General features: G+C 56.3%; 20 protein-coding genes. 10 read left to right on the forward strand and 10 right to left on the reverse strand.

Annotated elements, in window-relative coordinates; translation table 11 throughout:
- Window positions 1-28 precede the first annotated feature (28 nt).
- The gene (lpxM, locus tag ACSPHG_RS09275; RefSeq protein ID WP_435953182.1) at window positions 29-1,003 is read left to right on the forward strand and encodes a lauroyl-Kdo(2)-lipid IV(A) myristoyltransferase; all 975 of its coding nucleotides are present in this window, start codon (window positions 29-31) and stop codon (window positions 1,001-1,003) included.
- A gap of 140 nt (window positions 1,004-1,143) precedes the next feature.
- On the opposite strand, the gene pyk is transcribed toward lpxM, so the two are convergent.
- Together pyk and ACSPHG_RS09285 are read right to left on the reverse strand one after the other, a co-directional pair.
- A complete protein-coding gene (pyk, locus tag ACSPHG_RS09280; RefSeq protein WP_435953183.1) occupies window positions 1,144-2,586 on the reverse strand; it encodes a pyruvate kinase in 1,443 nt (480 codons plus the stop codon).
- Between the two features lie 130 nt (window positions 2,587-2,716).
- Window positions 2,717-3,619 carry a MurR/RpiR family transcriptional regulator gene (locus ACSPHG_RS09285; RefSeq protein ID WP_435955985.1) on the reverse strand — a complete coding sequence of 301 codons (903 nt, stop codon included), beginning with the start codon at window positions 3,617-3,619 and terminating at the stop codon, window positions 2,717-2,719.
- Between the two features lie 319 nt (window positions 3,620-3,938).
- On the opposite strand from ACSPHG_RS09285, the gene zwf reads away from it, so the two are divergent.
- From zwf to kdgA, 3 genes are all read left to right on the forward strand, one after another.
- On the forward strand, window positions 3,939-5,414 hold the full coding sequence (zwf, locus tag ACSPHG_RS09290) for a glucose-6-phosphate dehydrogenase (RefSeq protein ID WP_435953184.1): 1,476 nt from the start codon (window positions 3,939-3,941) through the stop codon (window positions 5,412-5,414).
- A 243-nt stretch (window positions 5,415-5,657) separates the two neighbouring features.
- Window positions 5,658-7,469 (forward strand): phosphogluconate dehydratase, encoded by a 1,812-nt coding sequence (edd, locus tag ACSPHG_RS09295; protein WP_435953185.1) that lies wholly within the window; start codon window positions 5,658-5,660, stop codon window positions 7,467-7,469.
- A 63-nt stretch (window positions 7,470-7,532) separates the two neighbouring features.
- On the forward strand, window positions 7,533-8,174 hold the full coding sequence (kdgA, locus tag ACSPHG_RS09300; RefSeq protein ID WP_435953186.1) for a bifunctional 4-hydroxy-2-oxoglutarate aldolase/2-dehydro-3-deoxy-phosphogluconate aldolase: 642 nt from the start codon (window positions 7,533-7,535) through the stop codon (window positions 8,172-8,174).
- A 74-nt stretch (window positions 8,175-8,248) separates the two neighbouring features.
- Here the strand turns inward: kdgA and purT are convergent, their stop codons facing one another.
- Window positions 8,249-9,427: a formate-dependent phosphoribosylglycinamide formyltransferase gene (gene purT / locus ACSPHG_RS09305; protein ID WP_435953187.1), complete on the reverse strand. Its 1,179-nt coding sequence runs from the start codon at window positions 9,425-9,427 to the stop codon at window positions 8,249-8,251.
- A gap of 137 nt (window positions 9,428-9,564) precedes the next feature.
- On the opposite strand from purT, the gene ACSPHG_RS09310 reads away from it, so the two are divergent.
- The 3 genes from ACSPHG_RS09310 to ptrB all read left to right on the forward strand — a co-directional run bounded on the left by ACSPHG_RS09310 (window position 9,565) and on the right by ptrB (window position 12,861).
- A complete protein-coding gene (locus ACSPHG_RS09310) occupies window positions 9,565-9,897 on the forward strand; it encodes a YebG family protein (protein ID WP_435953188.1) in 333 nt (110 codons plus the stop codon).
- Between the two features lie 148 nt (window positions 9,898-10,045).
- A complete protein-coding gene (locus tag ACSPHG_RS09315; RefSeq protein WP_435953189.1) occupies window positions 10,046-10,729 on the forward strand; it encodes a tellurite resistance TerB family protein in 684 nt (227 codons plus the stop codon).
- 92 nt (window positions 10,730-10,821) lie between these two features.
- Complete coding sequence (gene ptrB / locus ACSPHG_RS09320; protein ID WP_435953190.1) at window positions 10,822-12,861, forward strand: oligopeptidase B; 2,040 nt, start codon at window positions 10,822-10,824, stop codon at window positions 12,859-12,861.
- 3 nt (window positions 12,862-12,864) lie between these two features.
- On the opposite strand, the gene exoX is transcribed toward ptrB, so the two are convergent.
- The 3 genes from exoX to ACSPHG_RS09335 all read right to left on the reverse strand — a co-directional run bounded on the left by exoX (window position 12,865) and on the right by ACSPHG_RS09335 (window position 14,657).
- Complete coding sequence (exoX, locus tag ACSPHG_RS09325) at window positions 12,865-13,527, reverse strand: exodeoxyribonuclease X (RefSeq protein WP_435953191.1); 663 nt, start codon at window positions 13,525-13,527, stop codon at window positions 12,865-12,867.
- A gap of 35 nt (window positions 13,528-13,562) precedes the next feature.
- Window positions 13,563-14,297 carry a carbon-nitrogen hydrolase family protein gene (locus ACSPHG_RS09330; RefSeq protein WP_435953192.1) on the reverse strand — a complete coding sequence of 245 codons (735 nt, stop codon included), beginning with the start codon at window positions 14,295-14,297 and terminating at the stop codon, window positions 13,563-13,565.
- Between the two features lie 129 nt (window positions 14,298-14,426).
- A complete protein-coding gene (locus ACSPHG_RS09335) occupies window positions 14,427-14,657 on the reverse strand; it encodes a DNA polymerase III subunit theta (protein WP_435953193.1) in 231 nt (76 codons plus the stop codon).
- A 150-nt stretch (window positions 14,658-14,807) separates the two neighbouring features.
- Here ACSPHG_RS09335 and yobA point away from each other — a divergent pair, with 150 nt between their 5' ends.
- Genes yobA through ACSPHG_RS09350 form a run of 3 tightly spaced genes read left to right on the forward strand, consistent with a single transcriptional unit; the run spans window position 14,808 to window position 16,430 of the window.
- Window positions 14,808-15,182 (forward strand): CopC domain-containing protein YobA, encoded by a 375-nt coding sequence (gene yobA, locus ACSPHG_RS09340; protein WP_435953194.1) that lies wholly within the window; start codon window positions 14,808-14,810, stop codon window positions 15,180-15,182.
- Between the two features lie 6 nt (window positions 15,183-15,188).
- Window positions 15,189-16,064 carry a copper homeostasis membrane protein CopD gene (gene copD / locus ACSPHG_RS09345; protein ID WP_435953195.1) on the forward strand — a complete coding sequence of 292 codons (876 nt, stop codon included), beginning with the start codon at window positions 15,189-15,191 and terminating at the stop codon, window positions 16,062-16,064.
- A gap of 24 nt (window positions 16,065-16,088) precedes the next feature.
- On the forward strand, window positions 16,089-16,430 hold the full coding sequence (locus tag ACSPHG_RS09350) for a YebY family protein (RefSeq protein ID WP_435953196.1): 342 nt from the start codon (window positions 16,089-16,091) through the stop codon (window positions 16,428-16,430).
- A gap of 351 nt (window positions 16,431-16,781) precedes the next feature.
- On the opposite strand, the gene ACSPHG_RS09355 is transcribed toward ACSPHG_RS09350, so the two are convergent.
- The 4 genes from ACSPHG_RS09355 to ACSPHG_RS09370 form a co-directional block, all read right to left on the reverse strand.
- Window positions 16,782-17,819 carry a phage integrase gene (locus tag ACSPHG_RS09355; protein ID WP_435953197.1) on the reverse strand — a complete coding sequence of 346 codons (1,038 nt, stop codon included), beginning with the start codon at window positions 17,817-17,819 and terminating at the stop codon, window positions 16,782-16,784.
- Between the two features lie 164 nt (window positions 17,820-17,983).
- On the reverse strand, window positions 17,984-18,202 hold the full coding sequence (locus tag ACSPHG_RS09360) for a DNA-binding transcriptional regulator (protein WP_435953198.1): 219 nt from the start codon (window positions 18,200-18,202) through the stop codon (window positions 17,984-17,986).
- A gap of 82 nt (window positions 18,203-18,284) precedes the next feature.
- Entirely contained in the window at window positions 18,285-19,439 is a 1,155-nt protein-coding gene (locus tag ACSPHG_RS09365; RefSeq protein ID WP_435953199.1) for a phage late control D family protein, read from the reverse strand.
- The gene (locus tag ACSPHG_RS09370; RefSeq protein WP_435953200.1) at window positions 19,439-19,912 is read right to left on the reverse strand and encodes a phage tail protein; all 474 of its coding nucleotides are present in this window, start codon (window positions 19,910-19,912) and stop codon (window positions 19,439-19,441) included. The genes ACSPHG_RS09365 and ACSPHG_RS09370 overlap by 1 nt, the downstream gene beginning before the upstream one ends.
- Window positions 19,913-19,923 lie beyond the last annotated feature (11 nt).

Genomic DNA, 19,923 nt, shown 5'->3' on the forward strand with positions numbered 1-19,923 from the left:
ATGATTTGATGCTGTACTGAGAACCTGCATGGAAAAAGCAAAAAAAAGTCATAGCGAGTTTATTCCCGAGTTTCAAAAAGCCTTCTGGCATCCTCGCTACTGGGGGGCCTGGCTGGGCGTTGGCGCCTTCGCTGGACTTGCACTGCTGCCGCCGTCGCTGCGCGATCCGCTGTTGGGGAAAGTGGGGCGTATTGCCGGTCGATTCGGGAAAAGCGCCCGTCGCCGCGCGCAGATAAACCTGCTCTACTGTTTCCCGGAAATGCCGGAAGCCGAGCGTGAGGCGGTCATCGACGAGATGTTTGCCACCGCCCCACAGGCGATGGTGCTAATGGCCGAGCTGGGCCTGCGCGACCCGAAGAAGGTGATGCAGCGCGTGGACTGGCATGGCAAAGAAATTATCGATGAGCTAAAAGCGCGGGAGGAAAACGTGATTTTCCTCGTCCCGCACGGCTGGGCGGTCGATATCCCGGCGATGCTGATGGCGTCTGAAGGGCAGAAAATGGCCGCCATGTTCCACAATCAGGGCAACGCGCTGTTTGACTACGTGTGGAACACGGTGCGTCGCCGCTTTGGTGGCCGTATGCACGCCCGCAACGACGGCATTAAGCCGTTTATCAGCTCCGTGCGTCAGGGCTACTGGGGTTATTATCTCCCGGACCAGGACCACGGTGCCGAGCACAGCGAATTTGTCGATTTCTTCGCGACCTACAAGGCCACGCTGCCTGCTATTGGCCGCCTGATGAAGGTTTGCCGCGCCCGCGTGGTGCCGCTCTTCCCGGTGTACAACAGCAAAACGCATCGTCTGGATATCTTCATTCGTCCGCCGATGGACGATCTGATCGATGCCGACGACAACCGGATTGCGCGCCGCATGAACGAAGAGGTGGAGATTTTTGTCCGCCCGAACCTCGAGCAGTACACCTGGATCCTTAAGCTGCTGAAGACGCGAAAAGAGGGGGAGATAGAGCCCTATCGCCGCAAAGAGCTGTTTCCGAAGAAATAGTATTTGGTGGATGGCGCTGCGCTTATCCACCCTACAAAACTCGGAAATAACGTTATTCGCAGGTCGAAAAAGCGCAGCGCCATCCGACGCGATGCAAAATAAAAGGGGCCAATTGGCCCCTTTTTCACACCGCTAACGCATTACTCAACGCACAGAATACGCGTGGTGTTGGTGGTGCCGATGGTGCTCATCACGTCGCCCTGGGTCACGATGACCAGGTCACCTGATACCAGGTAGCCCTTGTCGCGCAGCAGGTTAACCGCATCGCTCGCAGCGGCTACGCCGTCGCTTGCGCTGTCAAAGTGCACTGGCGTTACGCCACGGTACAGGGAGGTCAGGTTCAGCGTGCGTTCGTGACGGGACATGGCGAAGATTGGCAGACCAGAGCTGATACGGGAAGTCATCAGCGCGGTGCGGCCGGATTCGGTCATGGTGATGATGGCGGTCACCCCTTTCAGGTGGTTTGCCGCGTACATCGCAGACATGGCGATCGCTTCTTCTACATTGTCGAACTGCACGTCCAGACGGTGTTTGGAAACGTTGATGCTTGGGATCTTTTCAGCGCCCAGACAAACGCGCGCCATTGCCGCTACGGTTTCCGCAGGATACTGACCGGCTGCGGTTTCAGCAGACAGCATCACCGCATCGGTGCCGTCCAGCACGGCGTTTGCCACGTCCATGACTTCCGCACGGGTAGGCATTGGGTTGGTGATCATTGACTCCATCATCTGAGTCGCGGTGATCACCGCGCGGTTCAGCTTGCGGGCGCGGCGAATCAGGGTTTTCTGAATGCCGACCAGCTCCGGGTCGCCGATTTCAACGCCGAGGTCGCCACGGGCAACCATCACCACGTCAGAGGCGAGGATAACGTCGTCCATTGCCGCTTCATCGCAAACGGCTTCAGCACGTTCGACTTTCGCAACAATTTTTGCATCACAGCCCGCATCGCGCGCCAGGCGTCGTGCGTAGTTCAGATCTTCACCACAGCGTGGGAAGGAGACGGCCAGATAGTCGACGCCGATTTTTGCGGCGGTTACGATGTCGGCTTTGTCTTTGTCGGTCAGCGCTTCGGCAGACAGACCGCCGCCGAGCTTGTTGATGCCTTTATTGTTGGACAGCGGGCCACCGACGGTAACCTCGGTGAACACTTTCATGCCCTGGACTTCCAGCACTTTCAGCTGTACGCGGCCATCGTCGAGCAGCAGGATATCGCCCGGTACGACATCAGCAGGCAGGCCTTTATAGTCGATGCCCACTTTCTCTTTATCGCCTTCGCCTTTACCAAGGTTGGCATCAAGCAGGAATTTGTCGCCGATATTGAGGAATACTTTGCCTTCTTTGAAGGTAGAAACGCGAATTTTAGGACCCTGCAAATCGCCAAGGATAGCGACGTGACGTCCCAGTTTCGCGGCGATTTCACGAACTTTGTCCGCACGCAGCTGGTGATCTTCTGCTGTACCGTGGGAGAAGTTCATACGCACCACGTTTGCACCCGCTGCGATAATCTTTTCGAGATTATTGTCGCGATCGGTAGCTGGGCCTAAGGTGGTGACGATTTTGGTTCTACGTAGCCGTCTGGACATGTATTACTCCGTTGACTGAAACAACTTGGTGTTGCGTGAACAAAAAACTCGGTTAGTCAGGGTGCGCGCGTTGGCGCAAGGGGACAACTTAACCGAACGACCTAAAAAGTTACAGCTTTGTTATAAAAACTTAATGATTATCCCGTGGAGCGGATAGCTCCTTATCAAAACGCGATTCCCGCAGCGCTTCTTTGACTCGCTTCAAGTTATCCCTGAATTTAGCGCCGCGACGCAAAGTAAAACCGGTTGCCAGCACGTCAATCACCGTGAGCTGGGCCAGGCGCGAAACCATCGGCATATAAATGTCGGTGTCTTCCGGCACGTCGAGCAATAATGAAAGCGTCGCCTCATGCGCCAGCGGCGAACCGTGGGAGGTAATTGCCAGCACAATGGCATCGTTCTCGCGCGCCAGCTGTGCAAGCTCCACCAGATTTTTGGTGCGGCCGGTGTGCGAAATCAGCACGATCACGTCTTCTTCGCTGCAGTTCATACAGCTCATACGCTGCATAACCACATCGTCGGAGTAGAATACCGGCACGTTGAAGCGGAAAAACTTGTTCATAGCGTCGTGCGCGACGGCCGCCGAAGCGCCCAGCCCGAAGAAAGCAATTTTCTTAGCCTGGGTGAGTAAATCTACGGCGCGATTTACCGCTGCCATATCAAGAGACTGCCGAACCTGGTCCAGGCTTGCCATAGCGGATTCGAAGATTTTACCGGTGTAGGACTCAACGCTGTCGTCCTCATCAACATTCCGGTTTACATAAGGCGTGCCATTCGCCAGACTTTGCGCCAAATGTAATTTAAAATCAGGGAAGCCCTTGGTTTCCAGACGGCGGCAAAAACGGTTAACCGTCGGTTCACTGACGTCGGCGTGGCGGGCGAGGGTAGCAATGCTTGAGTGAATGGCATCCTGCGGGGTGGCGAGAATCACTTCTGCGACTTTACGCTCTGATTTGCTAAGGTGTTCCAGCTGAGACTGGATTTTTTCCAGCATATTCATAGGGACTGCACTCATGGATTTTGTCGATTTCAGCAAATGGAGAAATCGAGACAGGTTTTAGCAAGAATATACGCTTGCCCTACCCCGAAAGGGCAAGTAAATCCGTTTGAAATTGTTGTTTTTTTTCATTACATGATCGACGTCTAACTTTAGATACGTTCCGACTGAACGTTAAATAGTCACTAAATTTCACTTAAGAACGAAAGAGAGCACGCCTGCAGCGTTTTTTCCGTTCTGAGCACGATCGGATAACCGGTGACGGTTTACCTAAATTCATAAAAAGCGCTACATTGCTTCGTAATTTAATTACACGTACGACGTGGTACCAGATACCCGAAACGAGGAGATTAAAATGGCGGTAACACAGACAGCTCAGGCATGTGACCTGGTGATTTTCGGTGCAAAAGGCGACCTCGCGCGTCGAAAACTGCTGCCATCCCTGTACCAGCTGGAAAAGGCGGGGCAGATCCATCCTGAGACCCGTATCCTGGGTGTTGGCCGTGCCGACTGGAGCAAAGAGGCGTACACCAAAGTGGTACGCGAAGCGCTCGAAACCTTCATGAAAGAGAAAATCGACGAGAGCCTGTGGGACAAGCTCAGCAATCGCCTCGATTTCTGCAATCTCGACGTAAACGACACCGCGTCTTTTACCAAGCTTGGTAAAATGCTCGACCAGCAAAATCGCGTCACCATCAACTATTTTGCCATGCCGCCAAGCACCTTCGGCGCTATCTGCAAAGGGCTGGGCAAGGCGAAGCTTAACGCTAAGCCTGCGCGCGTGGTGATGGAAAAACCGCTGGGCACTTCGCTGGCGACTTCCCAGGAAATTAACGATCAGGTTGGCGAATACTTCGAAGAGTGCCAGGTCTACCGCATCGACCACTATTTAGGTAAAGAGACGGTGCTAAACCTGCTGGCGCTGCGCTTTGCCAACTCCCTGTTTGCCAACAACTGGGATAACAAAACCATTGACCACGTGGAAATCACCGTGGCCGAAGAGGTGGGCATCGAAGGGCGCTGGGGCTATTTCGACCAGGCCGGTCAGATGCGCGACATGATCCAGAACCACCTGCTGCAAATCCTGTGCATGATCGCGATGTCTCCGCCGTCCGACCTTACCGCCGACCACATCCGTGACGAAAAAGTGAAGGTGTTGCAGTCCCTGCGCCGCATCGACCGCAGCAACGTGCGTGAAAAAACCGTGCGCGGCCAGTACACCTCAGGCTTTGCGCAGGGTAAAAAAGTGCCGGGTTATCTGGAAGAAGAGGGCGCGAATAAATCCAGCAGCACGGAAACCTTCGTGGCTATCCGAGTGGATATTGACAACTGGCGCTGGGCGGGCGTGCCTTTCTACCTGCGCACCGGCAAGCGTCTGCCAACCAAGTGTTCCGAAGTGGTGGTTTACTTCAAGAGCCCGGCCCTCAACCTGTTCAAAGATTCCTGGCAGGACCTGCCGCAGAACAAGCTCACCATTCGTCTGCAGCCGGACGAGGGCGTGGATATTCAGGTGCTGAACAAGGTGCCGGGTCTGGATCACAAGCACAACCTGCAAACCACCAAGCTGGATCTGAGCTATTCCGAAACCTTCAACGAGTCCCACCTGGCGGACGCCTATGAACGCCTGCTGCTCGAAACCATGCGCGGTATTCAGGCGCTGTTCGTCCGTCGTGACGAAGTAGAAGAAGCCTGGAAATGGGTTGACTCCATCACCGAAGCCTGGACCGCGGACAACGACGCGCCGAAGCCATACCAGGCCGGTACCTGGGGCCCGGTCGCCTCGGTGGCGATGATCACCCGCGACGGCCGTTCCTGGAACGAGTTCGAGTAAGCGACACGCTGAAAACCGGTAAACGAGAAGTTTTGTTTTACCGGTAACATGATCTCCCTCATACGGGGTAGATATTTTTGTGATTAAAAGCCCTGACTGGATTCACCAGCAGGGCTTTTTTATTTACACTAGCCTCAGAGATTTTGCCCTGATGTCATGGAGGGCGGCTAATCAAGCAATCTTTCAGCCGTTTAATCTTCTCCTCCTGCGCACTGCGATGGCAGCCACTTTATGAGGTACTTTATGAATCCGAATATGTTACGCGTAACAAAACGCATTATTGAGCGCTCGAAAGAGACCCGTGCAGCCTACCTGGCGCGCATTGAAAAGGCGAAGAGCAACACCGTACATCGCTCCGAGCTTGCGTGCGGAAATCTGGCCCACGGCTTTGCCGCCTGCCAGCCGGAAGACAAGGCCGCGTTGAAAAGCATGCTGCGTAACAATATCGCTATCATTACCTCCTATAACGACATGCTCTCCGCGCACCAGCCGTATGAATCCTACCCGCAGCAGATTCGCCAGGCGCTGCACTCCGTGGGCGCGGTCGGACAGGTTGCGGGCGGCGTGCCAGCGATGTGCGACGGCGTTACCCAGGGCCAGGACGGTATGGAGCTTTCGCTGCTGAGCCGCGAAATCATCGCCATGTCCACCGCCGTCGGCCTGTCGCACAATATGTTCGACGGGGCGCTGTACCTCGGCGTATGCGACAAAATTGTTCCTGGGCTGACCATGGCGGCGCTGTCGTTTGGCCACCTGCCTGCGGTGTTTGTGCCGTCTGGCCCAATGGCGAGCGGCCTTGCTAATAAGGAAAAGGTTCGCATCCGCCAGCTTTACGCCGAGGGAAAAGTTGACCGTAGCGCGCTGCTGGAGTCCGAGGCTGCGTCCTACCACGCGCCGGGCACCTGTACCTTCTACGGCACCGCTAACACCAACCAGATGGTGGTGGAGTTTATGGGCATGCAGCTGCCGGGCTCCTCCTTCGTTCACCCTGACGCGCCGTTGCGCCACGAGCTCACCGCCGCCGCCGCGCGCCAGGTAACGCGCCTGACCGGCAACGGTAACGAATGGATGCCGCTCGGCAAAATGATCGATGAGAAAGTGGTGGTGAACGGTATTGTCGCGCTGCTGGCGACCGGCGGCTCCACCAATCACACCATGCATCTGGTGGCGATGGCTTGCGCGGCGGGCATCATTATAAACTGGGATGATTTCTCTGACCTGTCCGACGTGGTTCCGCTCCTGGCGCGTCTGTATCCAAACGGCCCGGCAGATATCAACCACTTCCAGGCGGCGGGCGGCGTGCCGGTGCTGGTGCGCGAGCTGCTAAAAGGCGGCCTGCTACACGAGGACGTCAACACCGTTGCCGGTTTTGGCCTGCATCACTACACCATGGAGCCGTGGCTGGATAACGGTCAGCTCGCATGGCGCGAAGGCGCAGAAGCCGCGCTGGACGGCGACGTCATCGCAAGCTTCGATAAACCTTTCTCAAAACACGGCGGGACGAAAGTGCTGAGCGGCAACCTGGGTCGCGCCGTAATGAAAACCTCTGCCGTGCCGGTCGAAAATCAGGTTATCGAAGCGCCAGCAGTCATTTTCGAAAGCCAGCACGACGTGCTGCCCGCCTTCGAGGCAGGGCTGCTGGACCGCGACTGCGTGGTGGTGGTGCGCCATCAGGGACCAAAAGCGAACGGCATGCCAGAATTACATAAACTTATGCCGCCACTTGGGGTATTATTGGACCGCCGTTTCAAAATCGCGCTAGTAACCGACGGGCGCCTGTCCGGCGCATCCGGTAAGGTACCGTCCGCTATCCACGTCACGCCAGAAGCCTACGACGGTGGGCTGTTGGCGAAAGTACAGGATGGCGACATGATTCGCGTCAACGGGCAGACGGGTGAACTGACGCTGCTGGTTGATGACGCCGAGCTTGAAAAACGCACCGCCTACCATCCGGATCTCAGCGCCGAGCGCGTGGGGACCGGGCGTGAACTCTTCGGCGCGCTGCGTGAGCAGTTATCGGGCGCGGAACAGGGCGCGACCTGCATTAAATTTTAAGCACCCCTGCGGCAAACGCCGCAGCGGTAGACAAATTATAAAGTTGGCTTAAGAGGCTCTCAGATGAAAAACTGGAAAACCACCGCGGAACAGATCCTGAAAACGGGTCCGGTCGTTCCTGTTATCGTAGTGAACAAGCTGGAACACGCTGTGCCGATGGCTAAAGCGCTGGTTGCAGGCGGCGTGCGCGTGCTGGAAGTGACCCTGCGTACGCCGTGCGCAATGGACGCTATCCGCGCCATCGCTAAAGAAGTCCCGGAAGCCATCATCGGCGCGGGTACCGTGCTGAACCCTCAGCAGCTGAAAGAAGTCACCGAAGCGGGCGCGCAGTTTGCCATCAGCCCGGGCCTGACCGAGCCGCTGCTTAAAGCCGCAACCGAAGGCACTATTCCTTTGATCCCAGGCATCAGCACCGTTTCTGAACTGATGCTGGGCATGGACTACGGTCTGAAAGAGTTCAAATTCTTCCCGGCGGAAGCCAACGGCGGCACCAAGGCGCTGCAGGCGATTGCTGGCCCGTTCGCCAACGTGCGTTTCTGCCCAACCGGCGGCATCTCTCCGGCGAACTACCGCGACTACCTGGCGCTGAAAAGCGTGCTGTGTATCGGTGGTTCCTGGCTGGTGCCGGCGGACGCGCTGGAAGCGGGCGACTACGACCGCATCACCAAACTTGCTCGCGAAGCGGTGGAAGGCGCAAAGGCGTAACCACACCCGCTTTTGCGCAGGGCGGATGAGCAATCGCCATCCGCCAAAACCTCTCCCTTGCGGAGAGGTTTTTTTTAACCTTCGATCTGCACCGCAGCCGCCGCCTTAACCGCGCGATCCACGGCATTTTCAATGTCGCTCCCGGTTGCCAGCGCAACGCCCATGCGACGCTTACCGCTAATTTCCGGCTTGCCGAACAGACGCACCTGAACGCCCGCGCCGAGCGCCGCGGACAGGTTGCCGTACTTCACGTTACTGCTTGCAAGCTCCGGCAAAATAACGGCCGAAGCCGCCGGGCCATACTGACGAATGCCGCCAACGGGCAGGCCAAGAAACGCGCGAACGTGCAGCGCGAACTCTGAAAGATCCTGTGAGATAAGCGTAACCATACCGGTATCGTGCGGGCGAGGGGAGACTTCGCTGAAAATGACATCGTCGCCGCAGACAAACAGCTCGACGCCAAACAGGCCGTAGCCGCCCAGCGCGACGACAACCTTCTGTGCGATCTCCTGCGCGCGGGCGAGGGCTTTATCGCTCATCTGCTGCGGCTGCCAGGATTCGCGGTAGTCGCCGTCTTCCTGACGGTGGCCAATCGGGTCGCAGAAATGCACGCCGTCAACGGCGCTGACGGTAAGCAGGGTGATTTCAAAATCGAATTTCACCACCCCTTCGACGATAACTTTACCCTTGCCCGCGCGGCCGCCCTGCTGGGCGTAATCCCAGGCTTTTGCCAGCTGTTCGCGGGTGCGGACAAAGCTTTGTCCTTTGCCCGAAGAGCTCATCACCGGCTTGATGATACACGGCAGGCCAATCTCGTCGACCGCCTGCCGGAAGCCGGATTCGGTATCCGCGAAACGGTAGCTTGACGTGGGCAGCGCCAGCTCTTCGGCCGCCAGGCGGCGAATGCCCTCGCGGTTCATGGTGAGTTTTGTGGCGCGGGCGCAGGGCACAACGCGCTGTCCCTGCTGCTCAAGCTCAATGAGCATGTCGGTGGCAATCGCTTCAATTTCAGGAACGATAAAGTGGGGTTGTTCGGCGAGCACCAGCGCCTTCAGTTCAGCCGCATCAAGCATATTGATAACGTGGCTGCGGTGCGCCACGTGCATCGCCGGGGCATCCGCGTAGCGGTCAACCGCGATGACTTCCAGCCCTAAACGCTGGCATTCAATCGCCACCTCTTTGCCTAATTCACCTGAACCTAACAGCATAACGCGCGTGGCCGCTGGACGCAGGGCCGTTCCCAACATTGACATAATCTGCTTACCCGTTGTGATAAAATAAACGGCCGCAGTATATACGAAAACGTTTGCGTACGCAGCGCCTTTACGGCTTGCACGGGCAGGATAATATAACTATACTGTATAAATACACAGTTAATCGGAGCTGCAAAATGGCGGTTGAAATCAAATACGTTGTAGTGCGAGAGGGGCAGGAAAAAATGTCTTTTGCCAGTAAAAAAGATGCTGATGCTTATGACAAAATGCTCGACCTGGCGGAAGTGCTGGGCGACTGGCTCACGCAAAGCCCTGTTACCTTCGAAGAAGGGCAGAGCGATGTGTTAGCGATGTGGCTGGCAGAAAACAAAGACGTGCTTTCCACGGTGCTGAGAAGCGGCAAGCTGCCGGAAATCGAAGCGCAACAGCCCGCAGCGGAAGAGGGTGATGCGCAAGCCGCAGATAACCTCGCTGAACACCCGGCGCGTAAACGCACCAAAGCTGCATAACCATACCCCTGTCGGGCTGCCTCACGCGCCCGACACTATTCCTTTATTTTCGCATCTTTAGCCCGCTCAGACACTTCTTGACACCCCTTCGCATACTCTCTTCAGGTTATGTGCAAACTCAAGCTATCTGCAAAAAAGGGTGCCTCTCATGAGTAATTGGTTACAACAGATTCAGTCCATGCTGGGACAGGTTGGTCAATCCAGCCCGCAGTCAACTCAACAAAACGCACCATCCGGGAGCGAGCAGGGCCTCAGCAAACTGCTGGTGCCGGGCGCGTTAGGCGGCCTTGCGGGCCTGCTGCTGGCGAACAAATCATCGCGTAAGCTGCTGACCAAATACGGTACCGGCGCGCTGCTGGTCGGTGGCGGCGCGGTCGCGGGAAGCGTGCTATGGAACAAATACAAAGACCGCATCCGCCAGACTCATCAGGATGAACCGCAGTTTGGGCAGCAGCAGTCGCCGATAGACGTGCGCAGCCGCCGCCTGATCATGGCGCTGGTCTTTGCCGCAAAAAGCGATGGGCACATCGACGATAAAGAGCGTCAGGCCATCGAACAACAGCTGCGCGATGCGGGCATTGAAGGGCCGGGCCGCACGCTGATTCAGGAAGCTATCGACCAGCCGCTGGATCCAAAACGCCTTGCGGCGGACGTCAAAAATGAGGAAGAGGCCCTCGAGCTGTACTTCCTGAGCTGTGCCGCCATCGACGTCGATCACTTTATGGAACGCAGCTATCTCAACGCCTTAGGCGACGAGCTGAAAATCCCGCAGGATGTGCGCGAAGGCATCGAACAGGACATTAAACAGCAGAAGCTAAGCCTGCCGGGTTAACCCCGGCTTTTTCCGCAAATACCCCCGTTTCGCTTGCAAGCCTGCCTGAATTTGCCACCCTTACAGGGTGTTAACTCAAAACGAATAACGATATGCCACCTAAAGCGCAAAAGATCCCCCACACCCTGCAACAGCACGGTGACACAAGAATCGACAACTACTACTGGCTGCGGGACGACGACCGCGAGAACCCGGACGTGCTCGGCTATCTGCACGAAGAGAACGAGTACGGCCAGCGGATCATGTCCAGCCAGCAGGCTTTGCAGGAGCGCCTGTTAAAAGAGATGGTCGACCGCATTCCGCAGCACGACGTTTCAGCGCCCTACACCCAGAACGGCTACCGCTACCGGCAGGTTTACGAGGCGGGGAACGAGTACGCTATTTATCAGCGCCAGTCGGTGGTGCTGGAAGAGTGGGACGCGTGGGAAACCCTGCTTGACGCAAACCGGCGGGCGGCGCACAGCGAGTTTTACACCATGGGCGGCATGGCGATAACCCTCGACAACACGATCATGGCGCTGGCGGAAGATTACCTTTCCCGCCGCCAGTACGGGCTGCGCTTTCGCAACCTGGAAACTGGAAACTGGTATCCGGAGGTGCTCAGCAATGTTTCAACCAGCTTCGTCTGGGCGAACGATTCCACCACGCTTTACTACGTGCGCAAGCACCCGAAAACGCTGCTGCCTTATCAGGTCTGGCGGCACACCGTCGGCCATCCTTCCGCGGACGATCAGCTGGTGTACGAAGAGAAGGACGACACGTTTTACGTCAGCGTGCACAAAACCACCTCGCGCCACTTCATCCTCATTCATTTAAGCAGCGCGACCACCAGCGAAGTGCTGCTGCTGGATGCCGAACTGCTGGACGCCGAGCCGCAGGTCTTCGCACCGCGCCGCAAGGATCACGAATACAGCCTCGACCACTATCAGCACAATTTCTATCTGCGCTCGAACCGCGAGGGTAAAAACTTCGGGCTTTACCGCAGCAAGGTGCGTGATGAAAAGCAGTGGGAGGTGCTGATCCCGCCGCGCGAGCACATCATGCTGGAAGGCTTCACGCTGTTTACCGACTGGCTGGTGGTGGAAGAGCGCCAGCGCGGCCTGACCAGCCTGCGGCAGATCAATCGCAAAACGCGCGAGGTGATAGGTATTGCCTTCGACGATCCCGCCTATGTGACCTGGCTTGGCTATAACCCCGAGCCGGAATCCTCGCGCCTGCGCTACGGCTACTCGTCGATGACCACGCCGGATACGCTGTTCGAGCTGGATATGAACACCGGCGAAAGGCGTGTGATAAAGCAGACCGAAGTCGCGGGTTTTGATGCCGCAGACTACCGCAGTGAGCACCTTTGGGTGACCGCCCGGGACGGCGTGCAGGTGCCCGTTTCGCTGGTTTATCATCGCAGGCATTTTCAGCGCGGTAAAAATCCGCTGCTGGTGTACGGCTACGGCTCCTACGGCAGCAGCATGGACGCCGACTTCAGCAGCAGCCGCCTGAGTCTGTTAGACAGAGGATTCGTCTTCGCCATCGCCCACGTGCGCGGCGGCGGGGAGCTGGGCCAGCAGTGGTACGAGGACGGCAAGTTCCTCAAGAAAATGAATACCTTCAACGACTATCTGGACGTGTGCGACGCGCTGCTCAAACAGGGCTACGGCAATGAAAATCTGCTTTACGGCGGCATGCTGATGGGGACTGCGATCAATATGCGGCCCGAACTGTTCCACGGCATCGTGGCGCAGGTACCTTTTGTTGACGTGGTGACCACCATGCTCGACGAGTCGATTCCGCTGACCACCGGCGAGTTTGAGGAGTGGGGGAATCCGCAGGACGAGGAGTACTACTTCTACATGAAAGGGTACAGCCCTTACGACCAGGTGTCGGAGCAGGATTATCCGCACATGCTGGTGACGACCGGCCTGCACGACTCGCAGGTACAGTATTGGGAACCGGCGAAATGGGTGGCGAAGCTGCGCGATACCAAACGGGATGACAATCTACTGCTGCTGTGTACCGACATGGATTCCGGGCACGGCGGGAAATCGGGGCGTTTCAAATCTTACGAGGGCGTGGCGCTGGAATTCGCCTTTTTGATTGCCCTGGCGCAGGGGACTTTGCCAGGGCGGGCGGAGTAAGCGTTACTGCGCTTCCAGATAGTGCTTGAGCGTCATGCGCAGATCCGGCGTTAGCTCCTTGATGTTGTTCAACATCCAGCGCAGGTAGCCCGGATCGTCCTGGGCTATTTCTTCAATTTTTTTGCCGCGATACTTGCCGAACATCATGGTGCTGACCAGCGCAGGGCGGCCGGTGATGGTGACCATCTGCTCCGGCGTCCAGCCGGACTCGTCCATAATGCGAATCAGCAGCGCGGCGGTGATATAGCAGTCGAACAGCGCCCGGTGATGATGCAGATCGGCGGGCGTTTCAACCTGAAGCTTAAGCGATTTGTACAGCGCCATATTGCTGTATTTGATGCCCGGCCACAGGCGGCGGGCAAGCTTGACCGTACAGATCCATTCACCCGGCATATCCGGCAGCATGCGGCTGTCGAAGCTGGCGTTGTGCGCCACGTAGTAAGGGCTGCCGTGGTAGCGCGGAATAACCTCCTCAATCCACGGCTTGTCCGCCACCATCTCCTCGGTGATCCTGTGGATGGCCATCGCCTGATGGCTGATTGGGCGGTCCGGGCGAACCAGGTCGCTCATCGGATTGACGATTCTGCCGTTTTCAATATCCACTGACGCAACTTCCACCACGCCTCCCTGCAGCCCGCAGGTTTCGGTATCTATAATGCGAAGCATAATGACTCCAGGTCGCACAAACGCTGACTAAACCGCTAGCGTAAAGGAATGATCTCGCCGTGCCAACCTTTCTCATCGCGTCGGCCGACGGCCAGCAGTTCGCCCTGATCGGCTCTGACCACCAGCTGGCCGTAGCTGTCCCAGCAGGCGCTGCGCCCGGCGGTACGTTGCTCGCCCGTCGAAAAAGCGTGGTTGGCGAGCAGCACCGGCATACCGTATTTATGCGCCCAGCGCTGAAGGTACATTTCGTCGTGCTGATAGCTTATTTCCGTCACCAGTTTCCCCGTTGCGTAGAGGTCCGCGCCCAGTTCTGCCGCACTTCGCGGCCAGATTTCCTCCTCGCTGGCAACGCTCAGCCCCATGGCGATGCTGCGATTATGCAGACCGACCAGCGGGGTATGTTGGTCAAGCGAAAAGGCATCTGCGCAGGGCTTTGGCTTGCAGCAGGACACCCGCGAGCCGTCCGGCATAAACCCAACGGCACCCACCGTGTTGCCATCTTCGCAGCGCAGCGGCATGCCGACCACTATCGTCATCTTATGTTCGACGCAGGCATCCTGAAGCAGAGAAAGGCGGTCATCGGTGAAGGGAAGGGCGAGAGCAAGAGCCTGCTCTAAATCGTATCCGGTAAGGGAAAGTTCGGGGAAAATCAGTAAATCAATCTGCTCGGCGGCAGCGCGGTGAATAAAGTCTAAATGATGTGTGATATTAGCGTGGAGATCTCCAGGCCGGGCGCCATATTGCGCGGCGGCAACATTCCATACGGGCATAACTTCTTCCTTAATCAATCCACCTCGCCGGCCCATCCTCGGGCCGTGACAGGCGAGCTTTAGCTCATGGTCAACTGAACAAGAAAAATCTTAGCATCACTTTTGTAAGGAAGTTATATCGAAACAGAATTATTTCACTTTTGGCTCATAGGGCAGTCGAGAAAGGTTGACGGAGGCCAAACGGTGAGCGATTAATCTTTCGCGGAACCAGTTTCGTAGATTTTCCGGCTGTTCACGCTCGACCACTTCGGCGATGACGGGCATGTTGTAGCGCTCTTTAAACGCCACGCCCGCGGCCGCGAGATCGACGTTCACTTTGTCCATTTCGTCCTGGGGTAAATCGGCGAGATTGTAGTTCATAGTTTCCTCCTTCTTTGACCCGGCAGAAGGTAGCGCTTGATGCAGTCGAAGACAAGTTTTTACATGCATTGATAGCCGTTCTCATCTCGACTTGCCCGGCACTCGGCGTTATCCTTTCGCCGTCTCGCATAATAAAAAGGAATAGTTGATATGGCTTTCACCACCCCGCGTATCCTGACCGCAGCCGCTTTCATCGCTGCAATCTTCGTTTCTCCCGCAGCCCTTGCACACGCGCATTTGAAAAACCAATACCCGGCCGCTGATGCAGCAGTAACGGCAGCTCCGCAGGCGCTGACGCTCGACTTCTCAGAAGGCATCGAGCCGAATTTCAGCGGCGTTATCATTACCGGGCCGCAGGAAGCTGCGGTGAAAACGGGGGCGGTTAAACGCAACGAAAAAGATAACAAACAGCTTATCGTACCGGTAGAAGAGTCGCTTAAGCCCGGCGAGTATCTGGTTGACTGGCACGTCGTGTCCGTGGATGGGCACAAAACCAAAGGAACCTACCGCTTCTCGGTGAAATAAAGCCTGATGCTATCGGCGCTTTATATTTCACTGCGGTTTGTGCATTTTGCCGCGCTGATGGTGCTGCTGGGCAGCACCATTTGCAGCGTCCTGCTTGCCCCCCAATCGTTTAAACCGATTCTGGTCCAGCGGCTGGCAACGCAGTGGCGTTCTGCCGTCTGGCTGTCGCTGCTGAGCGCCTTGCTGCTCCTGGCCGCGCAGGCGGGGCTAATGGGCAACGGCTGGGTCGATACCGTTAATCCACAGGTTTGGCTGGCGGTAATCGGCACGCGCTTTGGCTCCGTTTGGCTGTGGCAAATTTTCCTCGGCATCGCGACGCTCGCGGTGTTTCTGCTTAAGCCCCGTGCGTTACAGGGGGTGCTGCTCATTCTGGCCGCGGCGCAGTTAATTCTGCTGGCGGGGGTAGGGCATGCCGCAATGCGCGAAGGTGTGTCTGGCGGCTTCCAGCGGCTGAATCATGCCGTCCATCTGCTCAGCGCCGCGTGGTGGGCTGGCGGATTGTTGCCGCTGCTGATGTGCATGCGCATGGCGCGCAAACCCCACTGGCGGCAGGCGGCGATTACCGCGATGATGCGCTTTTCGCGCTATGGGCATCTGGCCGTTGCGGCGGTTATCGTCACCGGTTTGATAAACGGCGTGATGATCCTCGGCTGGTCGCTACCGCTGGCGAGCGGCTATGTGCAATTATTGCTGCTAAAGGTTGCCCTTGTGGCGGTAATGGTGACAATAGCGCTGGTGAACCGCTATCTGCTGGTGCCGCGCTTTGCCAGCGCGCCGCAGGCAGCGCAGCATCGGTTTATCCAGCTGACCTGGCTGGAAGTCATTTTGTCGGCGGCGGTCCTCCTCGCGGTGAGCACCTTTGCTACCTGGGAGCCGTTCTGACGGTATAGAGATGAAGAGAAACTCATGAAAAAAAGCATTCTGACGCTGTTACTGCTGGCCTGCAGCAGCGCGGCCCTTGCGGCACCACAAATCATTACCGTCAGCCGTTTTGAAGTGGGCAAAGACAAATGGGCGTTTAACCGTGAAGAGGTGATGCTGAGCTGCCGCGCGAACCACGCGCTGTTCGCCATCAACCCAAGCACCCTGATGCAGTACCCGCTAAACGAAGAGGCGGAACAGCAGGTGAAAAGCGGCAAAACCACCGGCCAGCCGATCTCGGTCATCCAGGTTGACGATCCAAACGCTCCAGGCAAAAAAATGAGCCTCGCGCCCTTTATCGAACGCGCCGAGAAGCTGTGTAACTAAACTCCCGCCTGAGCCTCATCCTACCGCGAAAAAAACAGCAATACCCGTCAACCGGTTATTGCTGTTTTTACTCTAATAATCACCTGACGTACGGTTTTTTTCTGAACACTTTTGTGCCGGACTGGAAAACCTGCGCCGGTAATCTATTCTTAATAAGCAAGGCGTTTAAGCCTGCATTAATGCCAACTTTTAGCGCACGGCTCTCTCCCAAGAGCCATTTCCCTGGACCGAATATAGGAATCGTATTCGGTCTTTTTTTGTCTATTGAAAAGTATCAATGACTTATAATGATTTCAGTTACTTATCGCGCATCCTGTTGCACCCCATTACACCCTAAATGATGCTCAGTAGTCACTTTGTGGACGCTCCGCCTATTTTACTTAGCGGGTTTAGTAATAATGCATCCTCAAGATGATCGGGAGCAAAATGGGCATAACGCATCGTAACTCGAATATCAGAATGCCCCAAAATTCTTTGCAGGACAATAATATTCCCGCCCCCCATCATAAAATGACTTGCGAAAGTATGCCTAAGTACATGACTCATTTGACCTTCGGGTAATTCAAGTTTTGCAATTTTTATTACCCGGTAAAATTGACGATAGCATTGCTGAAAAGGTTTGCCGTCTCGCTCAATGAGTTCTTTGTAAAGCGCCTCCGAAATTGGAACCGTCCGGTTCTTTTTCCCTTTAGTGTTTACGAAAGTAATCTTATTAGGTGAGAGCTGCGATTTTTTCAAACTAGCGGCTTCGTTCCATCGTGCACCGGTAGAGAGACAGATTTTTACGATGAGGGTTAACTCCGGATTTCCATGCCCACGACATGCCTCCATTAAGCGCTCAACTTCAGTGTCAGTTAGCCAGGACATTTCCTTTTCAGGCTCATCGAACTCGCGAATATTCTTCAAGGGGTTAGGGTAGGTGACTTCGCCAAGTCTGGTCAGTTCGTTAAACACTGCTCGGAGAAAAGCATGTTCGCAGTTAACGGTGCCGATAGAAACCTTCAGGGATTTTTCACTGGTCTTATAGCCGTTCTGTATCTGGCCGGTGAGACGCCTGTCGCGATAGTGCGCCCAGTCTTTCGCCGTGAGTTGGGAGGCAATAGGATCGCCAAGACCATTGCAAATGATATGCAGCTTCCCTAAGCGGCCTTTTTTATCGCCAAGTGAGCAGCCATGAAGCTTGTACCACAGCTCAATTAATTCGCTCAGATGGCGGCGGTCGTCCTTTTCAGCAAGCCACGGCTTACTCTTTGCCTGTTCGAGCTGATAGCTTTCGTAGGCAAGCGCTTCACCCTTTGTAGTGAATTTCTTCCTGACACGCTTACTGCCGCGCCCGTCAATGTATACGTCACAAAGCCATTGCCCATCGGCCTGCTTGCGTACTGTCATAAGTTAATCCTGAAAAATCAAATACATCAAAAATACTGTATATATAATCAGTGTTCAATGTTTGATTTTGCAAAATCACACATACAAAAAACGACTTATAAGCGTATTGTTAGGCTCGTTGAGTGTTGATGCGGCAAAAAGAGACCTGCTTTCGCAGGCCTATTTCACATCCAAAGTTGTTGTTGGTTGAAGCGGTTAGGGTGGGGCGGGGCAGGAACTATTTCGCCAGGCTTAACGATGAATCGTGCAAGTGATTCGTGTGTTACGAAAGTGCAGCCACAGTTTATATTCTGGCACTGGTGGTAACGCTCTTTAGTTTCTTTACTCAGATATCGACTGGATCGTGCGTGGGCTGCGTCCTGACATAACGGGCAGTGCATCATGGTTTATTTCCCCCTCTCGCTCATCTGAGGGGAATGATAAACCTCAAGCTGTCATTTGCAAGTTATGTTTGCAAAATCAACTTCATTCCGCTTCATAACTTACATCGTTTAATCTCACCTCAAGCTCTAAGGCCGTCGTGAAGCCGCTATTGCTGAGCGAGTGCACCACCTTTGTGATTGTCCACGGCTGTTCGTCTATGACGCGCTTAAAGCCGGAAACGGCGACCGGCGTTTCCGGGTAGAGATCGGCGCGGCCCATTGCCAGGCTGATGGAGAACTCCGCCACGCCGCGTTGCAGCCTGTCCCATTTCGCCTGGGCGGCGCGCATGGCCTGCGCCCTGCTGGCGTAGATGGTGGTCAGCGCAAAAACGTTATCCTCTTCCCCGACCATATACTCGCCCTCGCGTGACTCCTTTTCCTTTGGCGCGGCTTTGGCCTTCACCGGCTTCGCCTTCGGATGCTGGAGCGCGCGCAGATGCTGCGGCTTCGCTTTGCGCCTGAGCTTTACCTTCTGCTTTTGCTCTTTCGGGTCTTTGGTGTGCAGCCACCTGGCGGTAACGCCGGTATAGGCTCCCCGGTCGGCAATCGCGAACTGGTGACGGTCGCCGTCGCGGCGCTCGAGGGTCACCTGCGGAATGGGCCTGCCGCTGGCCGTCACTCCGGCCCCGGCCTTCAGGAACAGCAGTTTCCCGGCATTGACCGATACCTCGGCCCCGTTCCGGTCGGCGAGGCGGGTCAAAAACTTCGCGTCCGACTCCTGCGACTGGTCAATATGCGGCACGGCAATGTCTGCAAACTGCGTCGCGACGCTTGCCGTCAGCCCGTTGCGGCTGGCGATGGTGTTGAGGATCGCCCCGAGCGTGGTGTCGTGATAGGACGCTTCCCGGCGGGAATTGAGCGTGCCGCGAAAATCCGCGCTGCGCGCCCGGATGGTCAGCGTATCGGGCGCGCCCCGGTGCTCGATTTCATCCACGGTAAATTGCCCTTTGCCGAGCAGCGCCGCTCCCTGCCAGCCGAGGAACAGCGAGAGCACCGCGCCGCGCAAAGGCAGCTCAATCAGGCCGTCGCTGTCGTCGAGTTCAATGTCGAGCTGGTCGGCCTCAAATCCCCGGTTGTCCGTCATGGTGAGGCTTATCAGCCGGTCGCTGATGTTGCGGGTGATGTCCTGATTATTGAGCGTCAGCATAAACGCCGGGGCCATGCGCGCGCCCGCGTCCAGGGTTATTCCCGTCAGCATTACGGTAATCCTCCGATCGTGTTCTGCATTTTCCCGCCCAGATTACCGACCAGGCTTTCCGCCTGTTTCTGGATATCGCCAAACATGGCCGCGAGCGACTCGTCCACGCGGGTGAGGCTGACGGTAAAGTCGATTTTTCTCGCCGTGCCGTCGGCAAAAAATTCGCTGTAGGTCTCGCTCACGGAATTAATCACAAACATGCCGTAGATGGTGCCGCCGCCGTCGAGCAGCGGCCAGGCGCGCCCCTCGTCGGCCATGAGGTTCAGGGCGAGAAGCGACATTCGCCCGCCGGTGATTTCTGGCAGCAGGCTGCCGCTGAGAACGATTTTTTCCTCGTTAACGCCGAGGAACTGCATCGCCGGGCGCTGGCCGACGCGGCTGTTTGACGGCCAGCGGTAATCCACGTCCCGTTGCAGGCTCTGGTAGGGCAGCGTCTGCAACTGGAATACAAACATGCCGAGGACAAGCATCATGGTCAGTCTCC

The organism is Dryocola baronae (assembly GCF_051297175.1).
Lineage (GTDB): Bacteria > Pseudomonadota > Gammaproteobacteria > Enterobacterales > Enterobacteriaceae > Dryocola.